Source organism: Fulvivirga ligni, from assembly GCF_021389935.1.
GTDB lineage: Bacteria > Bacteroidota > Bacteroidia > Cytophagales > Cyclobacteriaceae > Fulvivirga > Fulvivirga ligni.
The window spans coordinates 165,131-179,611 of record NZ_CP089979.1; the positions used below are offsets into that span (position 1 = coordinate 165,131).

Annotated in this window: 5 protein-coding genes and 1 pseudogene; all 6 read left to right on the top strand. The window is 38.3% G+C overall.

All coding sequences use genetic code 11. From position 1 onward, the window contains the following. Window positions 1-37: 37 nt before the first annotated feature. The gene (gatA, locus tag LVD16_RS00800) at window positions 38-1,462 is read left to right on the top strand and encodes an Asp-tRNA(Asn)/Glu-tRNA(Gln) amidotransferase subunit GatA (RefSeq protein ID WP_233771685.1); all 1,425 of its coding nucleotides are present in this window, start codon (window positions 38-40) and stop codon (window positions 1,460-1,462) included. Next, entirely contained in the window at window positions 1,459-2,928 is a 1,470-nt protein-coding gene (locus LVD16_RS00805) for a lytic transglycosylase domain-containing protein (RefSeq protein WP_233771686.1), read from the top strand. The genes gatA and LVD16_RS00805 overlap by 4 nt, the downstream gene beginning before the upstream one ends. A 168-nt stretch (window positions 2,929-3,096) precedes the next feature. Beyond that, window positions 3,097-4,188: a DUF4837 family protein gene (locus LVD16_RS00810; RefSeq protein WP_233771687.1), complete on the top strand. Its 1,092-nt coding sequence runs from the start codon at window positions 3,097-3,099 to the stop codon at window positions 4,186-4,188. Window positions 4,189-4,310: 122 nt separating this feature from the next. After that, the gene (locus LVD16_RS00815; RefSeq protein WP_233771688.1) at window positions 4,311-6,593 is read left to right on the top strand and encodes an NADP-dependent malic enzyme; all 2,283 of its coding nucleotides are present in this window, start codon (window positions 4,311-4,313) and stop codon (window positions 6,591-6,593) included. Then, window positions 6,590-7,184 (top strand): annotated as a pseudogene (gene ruvA / locus LVD16_RS00820) (Holliday junction branch migration protein RuvA). The gene LVD16_RS00815 and the pseudogene ruvA overlap by 4 nt, the downstream one beginning before the upstream one ends. Window positions 7,185-7,202: 18 nt before the next feature. Beyond that, window positions 7,203-14,447, top strand: coding sequence for a T9SS outer membrane translocon Sov/SprA (sov, locus tag LVD16_RS00825; protein WP_233771689.1), 7,245 nt, complete (start codon window positions 7,203-7,205; stop codon window positions 14,445-14,447). Window positions 14,448-14,481 lie beyond the last annotated feature (34 nt).

Sequence of the window (14,481 nt, forward strand, 5' to 3'; positions counted from 1 at the left end):
TTCACCTAATATCCATACCGTAGAAAAAGTTAATTCCTTGAAACCATACACTTCTTTAAATCTTATTCAAGAAGATTTATCATCAGGTGCGCTCTCGTGTGTACAATTAGTAGAGTATTTTCTTTCAAATATTGAGAAGAAAAAGCACCTGAATGTATTTCTGGAAGTTTATGATGAAGAAGCAAAAGCAGCTGCCAAACTTATAGACTCTAAATTAAAAGAGGGTACTGCAGGTCCATTGGCAGGGTTGGTTGTTTCTATAAAGGATGTTTTATGCCATACAGATCACGGCTTACAAGGGTCAAGTCATATACTTGATGGTTTCAAATCTCAGTTTAACGGTACCGCTGTTCAAAGACTTTTAGATGCAGATGCCATAATCATAGGTAGAACTAACTGTGACGAATTCGCCATGGGTTCTTCCAATGAAAACTCTGCATTCGGCCCAGTATTGAATGATATTGACAACGACAGAGTTCCTGGAGGATCCTCAGGAGGTGCTGCCGTATCCGTTCAAGCGGATATGTGCATGATAGCATTAGGCTCTGACACAGGTGGTTCTGTAAGACAACCAGCAGCTTTCTGCGGTATTGTTGGCTTAAAACCTACCTATTCAAGAATATCCAGACACGGACTGATGGCATATGCCTCCTCGTTTGATTGTGTAGGTATTCTGGGTAAAAACATTTCAGACGTAGCTATCACCCTGGAAACTATTGCTGGTAAGGATGAATACGACAGCACAGTATCTCAAACGCCTGTTCCTCAATATTCAAAGAAGCTAAAGCCAGCTGACAGTTATAAGATTGCCTATATAAGAGAAACTCTAGAAACGGAGGGTATAAATCCTGAAGTAAAAGGTAAAACTCTTGAGGCTATAGAAAAACTTAAAAACAATGGCCATGAAGTTGAAGTGGTGGATTTCCCACTACTTGATCATTTATTGGCCACCTATTATATTTTAACCACTGCGGAAGCAAGTTCAAACTTATCCCGTTATGATGGGGTAAAATATGGATTCAGAAGTCCTAATACGACAGACTTAGAATCTATGTACAAAAAAACGCGAAGTGAAGGATTTGGGCATGAGGTAAAAACCAGAATAATGCTTGGCACTTTTGTATTAAGCGCCAGCTATTATGATGCATATTACACCAAGGCTCAAAAAGTAAGGAGGATGATAAGGGACGAAACGAAGAAAATCTTATCAAAATATGATTTTATCGTGTTACCTACCACACCCACTACAGCATTTAAGTTAGGAGAGCATAGTGAAGATCCTCTAGAGATGTATTTGGCTGATCTATTTACAGTTCAGTCATCTGTGAGCGGACTACCTACCATCTCAATTCCAAATGGAACAGATGAAGGTGGATTACCAATAGGTCTTCAGATAGTATCTGATGACTTTCAAGAAGACAAAATTCTAGCATTTTCTGAATATTTAATGAATCTTAATTGAGACTTAATTTAACGGCAGCTTTTATTTTTTGCGCATCTGTAGCGTTTGCCCAAGACAATAATTCCTATTTCGATGCTTCAATCTTTGACAGAACAATTCTGGTAAAAAAAGAAGATGTTAGTCAGGATTTCGATACATCAATAGATTTATCACTTTTTGAAGAAGACTCTTTAAACGGTTTTTACTTCCCTGAATCTGAATATGATTTTATTCCAGGTGAGGTAAACTTCGACGAAATCAAAGACAGACTTTCTTGCATTGAGAATATTATTCCTTTGCACTACAATGAGAGAGTACATGCCTTTGTTAACTATTTCGCAGTAAAAGACCGAGCTTATACTAAAATGATCCTTCAAAGGAGAAATGTATTTTTCCCTCTGTTTGAAGAATATCTAAAGAAACATAATATGCCTGAAGAGCTGAAATATCTTTCAGTGGTAGAATCAGGCTTAAATCCTGTGGCTATTTCAAGAGCCAGAGCAGTGGGTCTATGGCAGTTCATGCCTTTCACAGGTAGACACATGGGTCTACACCAGGATTGGTATCTTGACGAGAGAATGGATCCTGAAAAATCTACAGAGGCAGCTTGCAGATACTTAAAGCAGCTTTATAATATGTTTGATGACTGGGAACTAGCTATTGCAGCATATAATACTGGGCCTGGTAACGTGAGAAAAGCCATCAGAAGATCTGGTTATAAAAAGACATTTTGGGAAATCTACCCTTACTTACATAGAGAAACAAGAGCTTATTTACCTCAGTTTATAGCCATTGCCTACATCATGAATTATGCACATGAGCATAATTTCCTTGAAGATAATTTAGAGTATAGCATGGAGGTAGATACCTTGAACATTTCAAACTATCTACATTTCGAAACATTCGCGAATCAGGTAAACATCTGTTTGGATGATCTTCAAAAGCTGAACCCGGGATTGAGAAGAAATGTAATTCCTGAAACAGCTAAAAATTACCCATTCAAAGTTCCTGTTGATATTAAAACTGAATTTGAAACGAATATGGTAGCTATTTTGGATTCAGCATCCAGAGTAGGCAAAAAAGAACTGGAGTATCTTGCAAGAAACACCGTAGGAAGTACTTATGGTAGAGACAAGGTGGTATACAAGGTGAGGTATGGTGATGTTTTAGGAAAGATAGCCCAAAGATATAATGTAAGGGTTTCTGACATCAAAAAATGGAACAACCTTAGAAGTAACACCATTAGAGTAGGTCAAAGATTAGCCATATGGTCAAGAGATGGATACTCAGCTCCTGCCCCAGCTCAATCCGCTCCTGTGGTAGTGTCTTCAGCTAACGGTGCTAAACTATACGTAGTACAACCAGGAGATACTCTTTGGGACATATCTAGAAAATTCAATAACCTTACTCTCGCTGAGCTAAAGCAATTAAATCAGCTAAAATCTAACGATATCAAGCCAGGTCAAAAATTGATTGTTAGTAAATAGTAATCTTTTAGATTCAAACTACCAGAATCCATTCTTTTTTGACATTTTAGCGTGACTAAAATGTCAAAAACAGGTTATTACTATATACTTAATTATTAGCAATCATCGCGTGAGCTACAACCAAACTTTTCTTAGTGCGGTTAGCAAAGGCGTACAATAAACTATACCATGAGAAATATTAATGTACTGGCAATACTAATTTTAGTAATTGCCGGATGTTCCGGATCAGGCAAGAGGAATAAAAACTTACTTCCTTATGCCAGTGGCAAAGCAGGTGAGGTTTTAGTTATCATGGATTCTGCTGAATGGAAAGGTGAACTAGGAGATCAAATTAGGGCGACGTTCAGGCAGGATGTTAGTGGTTTGCCAAGAGAAGAGCAAATGTTTAAGATAAACCATGTGGACCCTCGCAAATTTAATAGTGTATTAAAGGCTGTGAGGAACCTCATTTTTGTAATGACCACGGACAATAATAACCCTGGCAGCAAGGTCATTAGAAGCTATTTCACAAAATCATCTTTAGATAAAATTAAGTCTAATGAAGATCTTTTTGTTTACACTGCCAATGACGAATATGCAAGGGGACAAAAAATAATGTATCTGTTTGGTCAAAGCTCTGATCAACTCACAAAAAACATCGAAGCAAATAAATCAAGTCTTCAAGATTACTTCAACAAAGCGGAAGAAGAGAGACTCAAAAGCAAGCTTTTCACTAACACGCCAAAAGGTTTAACAGAGATGTTGGAGAAAAAGCATGACTGCACCTTGCAATTACCTTTTGCCTACAAACTAGTAGTAGAAGAAGAGGGTTTCATCTGGTTTAGACAGATGAATTCTGAAAATGACAAAAATGTTTTCATCAGTTATGTTCCTTATACTTCAGAAAATGTGTTCACTCAAGAGGGTGTTATTCACCTGAGAGACTCTATTGCTAAACAACAACTTTTCGGTGACCCTGAAGAGCCAGATTCTTATTTGGTTACCGAAACCAATGTTCCTATGGTACCTGTAACTACTGAGCAGCTTACCTTCAAAGGTAAATATGCCATGAAGATGAAGGGCATCTGGAGAACCAATACTGTAACTATGGGTGGTCCGTTTGTTAGCTACATTATCCTAGATGAGGAACTCAACCGCATTTACTACATCGAAGGCTTTGTTTACAGTCCGGGTAAAAATCAGCGTGAATTCATGAGGGAGATGGATGTAATTTTATCTACTTTCGATACAAAAGGCGCTGCCCAAGCTTCGGCTAACTAACTTTATTCGTACCTTTACATTTACAAGAGGCAATTTATCCCCTCTAACTGCTTTCAGTGGCATAATCACTGAAAGCAGCGAGAGATAATTTGCCTATTTTTTTACTTTGCTAATCAGAATTTATGGCTATAAAAATAAGAAAAGAAGACGCTCTCAATTACCATATGCAAAACCAGCCTGGTAAAATTGAGGTGGTTCCTACCAAATCATTAAGCTCGCAGCTAGACTTAGCACTTGCTTATTCTCCAGGTGTGGCAGAACCGTGTAAAGAGATAGAAAAGAATAAAGACGATTCTTATAAATACACAGCTAAAGGAAATCTTGTTGGTGTAATTTCCAATGGAACAGCCGTTTTAGGTCTGGGAAATATTGGAGCCGACGCCTCTAAACCAGTAATGGAAGGTAAAGGGGTACTTTTCAAAAAGTTTGCAGGTATAGATGTGTTCGACATTGAAATAAATGAGGAAGACCCTGACAAGTTCATTGAGATTGTAAAATCACTGGAGCCAACTTTTGGTGGCATCAACCTTGAAGATATAAAAGCACCAGAAAGCTTTAAAATAGAGCAAGAGCTGAGAGATAAGATGAATATCCCTGTGATGCACGATGATCAGCACGGAACGGCCATCATCTCTGCCTCTGCCCTACTGAACGCTTTGGAAATCATTGATAAAAAAATCGATGAAATTAAAATAGTGGTTAATGGAGCAGGTGCTGCTGCCATTGCCTGTGCAAAGCTTTACATTGCATTAGGCGCAAGCAAAAAGAACATAATCATGTGTGACAGCAAGGGTGTGCTCAACAAAAAGCGCACTAACCTTGATGAAACAAAAGCTGAATTTGCTTCGGACACCGAGCTTGACACCTTGCAAGAAGCTATCAAGGGTGCTGATCTATTCCTTGGTTTATCTGTAGGAGATATCCTTCAACCAGAAGATATCAAAGCGATGGCCAAAGATCCGATTGTATTTGCTTTAGCCAATCCAAACCCAGAGATCAGTTATAATGTGGCTATGGATACCAGAGATGATATTATCATGGCTACAGGTAGATCTGATCATCCTAACCAGGTAAATAATGTGCTTGGATTCCCATATATTTTTAGAGGTGCCTTAGATGTAAGAGCCACTTCCATCAATGAAGAAATGAAGTTAGCAGCTGTGCATGCCATTGCTGACCTGGCGAAGCAGGCAGTACCTGAACTGGTAAACAAAGCTTATGGAGATAATAAGATTCAATTTGGCAAGGAATATCTTATTCCTAAGCCACTTGATCCACGCTTGATTACTACTATCTCTCCTGCTGTAGCCAAAGCCGCTATGGATTCAGGTGTAGCCAGAATTTCTATTAATGACTGGGACAAATATCATGTAGAGTTACAGCAAAGGATAGGGATTGACGAAAAGCTGATGTCACGAGTGATCAGCAGAGCCAAGAAAGATCCACAGCGTGTTGTTTTCGCTGAAGCGCATGATCTTAAAATTCTTAAGGCTGCTCAAGTTCTTCAAGATGAGAAAATTGCTTTTCCTATTCTTTTGGGTAACAGAACTGCCATACAGCAGCTCATTGAAGAACATCAATTAGATTTACAAGAATGCACTATTATTGATACTGCGGAAGAGAGCGAGAAAGTTGAAAAATATGCGCAAGCATATTATGAGAAGCGCAACAGAAAAGGAGTAACTCTTTATGAAGCTAAGAAGCTAATGAGAGAGAGAAACATGTTCGGTTCTATGATGGTAGAAAATGATGAAGCCGATGCTTTGATTTCAGGTCTTACTAAAGATTACCCTAAAACTATTTTACCCGCTCTTCAAATCATTGGTATGGAGCCGCAGGTAAAAAGAGTGGCGGGTATGTATATCATTGCTAATAAAAAAGGTACTTTCTTCTTCGCAGATACCACGGTAAATGTAGACCCAACGCCGGAAGAGCTTGTAGACATCATTGGTATGACGGCCCGCGGAGTAAAGTTCTTTGATATAGAACCTCGTATTGCGGTATTGTCATATTCAAACTTCGGTAGCAGTAAGGGTACCATACCTGCAAAAACGAAAAAAGCGGTAGAACTGGCGAAACAAAAATTCCCCGATCTTATCATAGATGGGGACATTCAGGCCAACGTTGCTGTAAATACTGAAATACAAAAAAGTAATTATCCATTTAGCTCATTAGCTGAAAAAGGTGCAAACACTTTAATTTTCCCTAACCTGGCCTCTGGTAATATTGCTTATAAACTCCTAATGGAAATTGGAGGAGCAGAAGCTATAGGACCGATCCTATTGGGAATGAATAAGCCTGTTCATATTCTACAGCTGGGCAGTTCTATCAGAGAAATAGTAAATATGGCTGCAATAGCTGTGGTAGATGCACAATCATACCATAAAAACCACCCTACAACATGATCACCTATTTAAAAGGGAAATTAGCCTATAAGGACCCTACTTATGTAGTAATAGATGTTAACGGAATTGGGTACCACGTGAATATTTCACTTGGTACCTATTCCCATATTAAAAATGAAGAGAGTATTCATTTACATACTTACCTACACGTAAAGGAAGACTCACACACTTTGTATGGCTTTGCTGATGAAAAGGACAAGAAGATGTTCTTAAACCTAATATCCATTTCCGGAGTAGGTCCAAGCACTGGCTTAATGATCCAATCATCTCTTTCTGCCTCAGAATTAAAACAAGCTATCTTAAATGAAGAGGTAAAGACCATTCAAGGTGTAAAAGGTATTGGTAACAAAACCGCTCAGAGAATCATATTAGAATTAAAGGATAAAATGAAAAAAGATGCTTTAATCGAAAACTCTGAAGAATTAAAACCAACACCACACAATACTATCAAATCTGAAGCGTTATCCGCGTTGACAACGCTTGGCATTAATAAAACCGCGGCCGAAAAAAAGTATAGACCGTATCCTGAAAAATTCAGGAAATACAATTACATTGGAAGAATTAATCAAGCTTTCATTAAAAAACGCCTGACCAAACCGACTTATAGTTTTGATATTAAGGAGATTTCATAAATCGCTATTCGCTGTATTATGTGCTTTTGTGATTTGGGTAGGAATAGACTATTCCGTTAACTCAAAGAATTTAGATTTTAAAACCATTGAGGATTTAGAATATGCTTTATTCCAAGAGCAAGACACCACAAGACAGGATTCTGTTAAGCAGGATTCCATACAAAATCAGCCATATGCGCCAACCAGAAAACCTACATATCAGCCAAAAGACAGATTTGGTGATCCGTTTAGTAATACAACAAGTCCTTCTCCTCTCCTTTTAGAAGATCCTGCAAGTTTAAAGCTGGATGTTGAAATAGACACCAGCATGAATTACACCATTTATGAAAAAATTGGTGATATCAACTACCGCCCTACTTCTTCGATGACTTTTGAGGAGTTCAAACAATATCAGGAACGTCAGCAACTAAAGCAGTATTGGAAAGGCAGATCTGAAGGTTTAGATGGAGAAAGTGCCGTGAGTGGTAGAAATTTAATTCCACCTATCTATGTAAGTCCTATCTTCGATAGAATTTTCGGTGGAACCTATGTAGAAATCATCCCCAGAGGTTTTGTGACCTTAGATTTTGGAGGTAGATGGCAAAGAATTAATAACCCAAACATTCCAATCCGCCAGCAAAGAAGTGGTGGTTTTGAATTTGATCAGCAGATCAGCATGAATGTGGTAGGTAAGATCGGTGAAAAACTACAGGTAACGGCCAATTTTGACAACAACAATTCCTTTGACTTTGAAAACAACTTAAAGGTAGAATACACTGGTTATGAGGAAGATATCCTTCAGAAACTAGAAATAGGTAATGTTAGCCTTCCTCTAAATAATAGCCTGATTACAGGAGCTCAGAACCTTTTTGGTGTAAAAGCTCAAATGCAGTTTGGTGATTTATATGTTACTACCGTAGCCTCTACTCAAAGAGGTAAATCAGAGTCTATCACTATAGATGGTGGAACAGGTGCTCAGGGAAGAGAATTTGAGATCCAGGGATCTAACTATGATGAAAACAGACACTTTTTCTTAGGCCATTTCTTCAGAGACAACTATGAAAAGTGGTTAAATACTATTCCAAACGTAAATTCTGGAGTAAGAGTAACCAGAGTAGAGGTTTACATTGCCCAAAGAAATGGAGATACTCAGACATTAAGAGATGTAGTGGGACTTATGGATTTAGCTGAGCCCAATTCAGAAAATTTATATAGAGCCTATAATACAACCAATGTTGAGGCTAACACCAACAACGCTAACTCTCTTTGGAGCGAACTTCAAAACTTAAACCGATCGTCTGACGCCATAGATGGAGAACTTAATAATCTTGGAAATTCACTTTTCGGAACACCTCTAAAAGAAGGCCTAGATTATGAGAAGATAAATAGTGCAAGGAAACTAGACCCAAGTGAATATACCTTCGATCCTGCTCTAGGGTATATCACCTTAAACAGGAAGCTACAAAACGATGAAGCTCTGGCTGTGGCCTATCAATATTATTACAGAAACCAGTCTTATACTGTTGGTGAATTATCTACCGACTACAGTAATCTACCAGAAGATGATGCTGTTTACCTTAAACTATTAAGACCTAAAAAAATCAGTATCACAGATCAGTCTGGCAAAGATATACCTACCTGGGATCTGATGATGAAGAACATCTATAACCTTACTGGTTCTAATATCGCTGAAGAAGGTTTTGATTTAAGAGTAATCTATAGAGATGATAATACAGGTATTGATAACCCACAATTACAAGAAGGCCGCACTGCCAGCCAGTTTCCTTTAATTAGAATACTAGGCTTAGATAAACTGAATCAAAACGAGGATCCACAACCCGATGGAAACTTTGACTATGTGGAAGGTGTAACCATTAACGCAGCCAATGGCTTGATTATCTTCCCTTACCTGCAGCCGTTTGCCGATCCGCTAAGAGAAGAATTTGAAAATGACGATGGAGCCAGACAACAGACTCTCATAGACAAATACGTTTATGATGAGCTCTACAATAGCACTAAAAATGACGCTGAGTTAGTTACCACAAAAAATAAATATGTCATCGTAGGTCGATACCAGGCCGGCTCTTCCACGGAAATTGTTATCCCTGGATTTAACATTGCCGAGGGATCCGTTAAAGTTTTTGCTGGGGGATCGCCACTACAGGAAGGGGTTGATTATCAGGTAGATTATACTTTTGGAAAGGTTAATATTTTGAATGAAGGTGTATTAAATTCCGGGAAGGAAATCACAATCTCTTACGAAAAAGCCGATCTTTTCAACTTCCAGTCAAGAACGCTATTAGGAACTCGATTAGATTATAAAGTTGACGATGATATCACAATAGGTGCCACTTTACTGCACCTTAACGAGAGGCCATTGATCTCAAGAATCAGCGTAGGTAGCGAGCCTACCAGAAACACTAAATATGGTTTTGACATCAACGTGCAGAAAGAGTCAAGATTCTTAACCAAAATGTTGGATAAGCTTCCCCTTATTCAAACCAAAGAACCATCAAGTATATCATTTAATGCAGAGTTTGCTCAGTTAATTCCAGGTACATCAAACATCATAGATGGCGAAGGAACATCGTACATTGATGATTTTGAGAACTCAGCAACACCATATTCATTGAGTAACCCTACCAGTTGGAAGCTCGCTTCGACACCTAACACCAATAGCCAAAGATTTAATGGTGACCAGTCTGGTTTAGAGAATGGATTCAGAAGAGGTAAGATTGCCTGGTATACAATTGACAATTTATTCTACCGAAACGATAGAAGAAAGCCTAGCAACATTACTGACGAGGCTTTGCAAAACAACTACATTAGACAGGTTATTCCTCAGGAAATTTTCCCTAACCTCGATCGTAATATCATTAATATTCAGCAGACTTTTGACATTGCCTACTACCCGGCAGAAAGAGGTCAATATAACTTTAACACGGGCGAGACTAACAACGAAGGGATATTCACTAGTCCATCTGCTATCAGAAACAACTGGGGTGGTATGACTAGTGCCATCAGATCTGAGGTAGATTTTGATAAGGCAAACATTGAGTACATCGAATTTTGGCTAATGGATCCGTTTATCAATGGACCAAATGGTAATATTGATGATGGTCGAGGTAATGTAAAACCTAACAGTACCGGTGGTGATCTTTTCTTCAACCTTGGAAGTATATCTGAAGACGTAATTCCAGATAAAAAACATGCCTTTGAAAATGGATTACCGGCTAGTGGCTATTCATTCGAAAATCCGACAAGTGTTTCTGAGTCAGACCCTTGGGGTTATGTAACCGATCAGCAGTATTTAACTAATGCGTTTGACAACTCTGAATCGTCACGCGGTAATCAGGATGTTGGTCTTAATGGTATGAGTGATGAGAAAGAAAGATCTTACTCTCAATACCCAGATAAGTTCAGACAACTTGAAGACCCGGCAGCTGATAATTTCAATTACTTCTTAGGTGATGATTTAGACAGCAGAAATGCAGGTCTTTTAGAAAGATATAAGAATTATAATGGTCTGGAGAATAACTCTCCTGTGGTTTCTAGTCAGAATTCACTTTATACACCGTCCGCCACTACCATTCCTGATAACGAAGATCTTAATAACGATAATACACTTAGCTCTCTAGAAGAATACTATGAGTACAAAGTAGACCTGGACCCAGGAAATCTCGAAGGCAATAAATATGTGGTAGATCAGGCAACTACCGAAGATGGAGTAAACTGGTATCTATTTAGAATTCCGATCAGACAGGCTAACCTGCCAACTTACGGAGAAATATCAGGCTTCAAATCCATAAAATACATAAGAACTTACCTTACTGACTGGCAAGAGCCTGTGGTACTGAGAATGGTAAATTTCAGATTTGTAGCCAGTAGATGGAGAAAATATAACTCACCAATAGAAGACCCTGACTTTGGTTCTGTGTCTGATCAAAACCTAGGTTATGATAACCTAACAGTATCCGTGGTAAACGTTGAGGAAAATGGTAGTGGTAGCGAAACTATGTCTCCTTATGTTTTACCTCCAGGATTAAATAGAGATAGAGACAATACATCTTCATTACAAAGAAGATTAAATGAGCAATCACTTCAAATTTGTGTAGATGGCTTAGAAGATGGTCATGCTGGTGCTGCTTTTAAGCAAGTAGGACTTGACCTGATCAACTATGGTAGAATTAAAATGTTCTTCCATGCTGATAGTGAGATAGCTGAAGATGATGAAGTAACAGCATTCTTAAGACTAGGCTCTGATGTAGATTCTAACTATTACGAAATAGAAGTGCCTCTTAAAATTACCCCTAAAGGATCCGAAACTGCGGAATCTATCTGGCCAGCTGCCAATGAGATTGATCTGGATGTCGATCAACTGTATGCTTTAAAAGCAGGTAGGGCAAGAGATGGTGTCTCAATAAGAGAATTATATCCTTTAAATGGTCCTAAAGAACTAGATGATCAACATAGACTACGACTAAGAGGAAATCCTGATATGAGTGCCATCACCTGGCTAACCATTGGGGTAAGGAATACCAAAGACGATGGACAAAACCAGGATATATGTATTTGGGCCAACGAATTGCGTGTTACGGACTTTGACAGAACTAAAGGTTGGGCGGCAAATGCGACATTAAATACCAAGTTGGCTGACTTCGCTAATATTACAGCAACTGCCAGACATACTACTTTTGGTTTTGGTGGTTTACAATCAAAAATAGCCGAGAGAACTCGAGAAGAAACTACAGCTTATGATGTATCTGCTAATGTAAACGTAGATAAGCTTTTGCCAGAGCAACTTGGTTTAAAAATACCGATGTATGTCAGCTATGAAAAGACTACTATTAAGCCAAAGTACGACCCAGCAAACCCTGACATAACCCTGGAAGCTTCCTTGTTAGATTTTGAAGACGAGGAGAGTAAAAGAGAATATGAAAAGATGACAACAGACATCACCACCAGGAAAAGTATCAACTTCACAAACGTCAGAAAGGTCAAGGTAAAACCAGATGCCAAGAAACATATATATGACATAGAGAACCTTTCTTTCAGCTATGCTTACAGTGAAATGGAGCGTAGCAACTTTAACCTGGAGCAGCAATTATTTAAAAACTATAATGCAGCCGTAGCTTATAACTACAGCACGCAAATAGAACCCTGGGAGCCATTCAAAAATTCAAAGTTCTTAAAGTCTAAGTACTTGCAACTGATTAAAGATTTTAATGTCAATTTCTTGCCTAATAGCATCGGTGTAAGGGGTGAATTACAAAGAAGGTTAGAAAAAACTGCTTATAGAAACAGTGAGAACGTTATTCAGCAAACCAACTTTGAAAAATATTTCTACTTCAATAGAAGCTATAACCTTCAGTGGGATTTAACTAAGAGCCTCAGCATTGATTACTCCGCTAGAGCGGCCGCGGTAATTGATGAGCCGGATTCAGACCCTAACGGTGGCTTTAGTCAATCAGAAAGCAACCGATTTATCTCGTCTGGAGAATATCAGGATTCAATCATGACCAACTTAAAGCACTTAGGTAGAATGAAAAATTTCGACCAGAGCATCAGTGCTAATTATAGTCTTCCGCTGGATAAAATTCCACTTACTGATTGGTTAGATACTGACTATCAATATCAAGTAGGGTTTAACTGGAAAGCAGGTCCGTTATATACCGATCCTGACGATCAAAATTTGAATTTTGGTAATACCCTTCAAAACAGCAGAGATAACACGGTAAGAGGAAAGCTTGATATGGTTAAACTTTATAATAAGGTTAACTTCCTTAAAGAAATAAATTCTCCTCCAAAGAATAACAGAAGAAGCTCCCTAAGACCCAACCAAAAGGCAGATACTACCCAAACTCAGAAGTCTGAGAACAAACTAGCTAAAGGATTTTTCAGATTATTAATGTCTTTAAGATCTGTGAATGGTACTTATTCGCTTAGAGAAGGAACCATGTTACCTGGATATACGGGGCAGCCTTTCTTATTCGGTATGGACAGCAGCTTTAATGAGCCTGGTTGGGGATTCATTTTAGGTTCTCAAGATCCTTCAATCAGAACGAGATTAGCCAGAGAAGGTCTTATCACCAGAAATCCGGAACTCACCACGCCATTTACCCAAACCCAGACGGTAGATTATAACATCAAGGGTAATCTGGAGCCATTTAAAGATCTAAAAATACAACTGGACATACAGAAAACTAAGAGTAGCTCTTATCAGGAAATATTCCATTATAATGATACCCTAAGCGTATTTGAAGGTATATCAAGAAACAGAGGCGGAGCTTACTCCATTTCCTATATTGCCATCAAGTCAGCATTCCAAAAAGATGATGATCAGAACAACTCTCCTGTATTCCAAGACTTTGAAAGAAACAGAGAGGAAATCTTAAGAAGATTTGAGCAAGAGACAGGGCTAAAGTATGACACTAACTCTCAGGATGTTCTTATACCGGCGTTTATGGCTGCCTACTCAGGTAAGGATGTTTCAAGCACAGGTCTAAGTCCTTTCCCTAGTACGCCATTACCGAACTGGAGAATCGACTATGCAGGGTTAGGTAAAATCAAGGCGTTGGCAAATATTTTCCAATCAATAAGTATCACCCACGGTTATCAGTCAGATTATACTATCTCTAACTATGTAAATGAAGTAACCTATTCTGATGGACTAGGACTTGAAAACGACATTGAATCATACAATAGAGATCAATTTTCACAAGAAATAGATGGCAATGTAAAACCGAAGTATATTATTGACCAGGTTATCATTAGAGAGCAATTCTCTCCACTTATAGGTGTAAATGTTAGAACGAAAAGCAGAATGTCTGTAAGGGCAGAATATAAAGTAAGTAGAGATGTAGCCCTGCAGGTAACTAACGCACAGGTAACAGAGGTGAAAAGTAATGATGTAGTGCTTGAAGTTGGTTTTACCAAATCAAATTTCAAACTACCATTCAAGTCTCAAGGACGAGTAATTACACTTAAAAATGACCTGACATTTAGAATGAATGTGACTGTAAGAGATACACAAACTATTCAAAGAAAAATTGATGATACTAACACAATCACAGATGGAAATCTCAACTTCCAACTACGACCAAACATCAATTATGTATTGAATGAAAAGTTAAATATTCAATTCTACTTTGAGAGAAGTATCAACGAACCTAAGATATCATCTACCTACAGACGTACTACTACAAGAGCTGGTTTTCAATTAAGATTTAGTTTAGCTCAGTAAAATTTTAGCATTAAAAAATTAGAATGTATTTTTG

Bases quoted from the DNA above. Each gene is read 5' to 3' on its own strand.
- LVD16_RS00810 (WP_233771687.1), top strand. From the start codon at position 3,097: ATGAGAAATATTAATGTACTGGCAATACTAATTTTAGTAATTGCCGGA.
- LVD16_RS00815 (WP_233771688.1), top strand. From the start codon at position 4,311: ATGGCTATAAAAATAAGAAAAGAAGACGCTCTCAATTACCATATGCAA.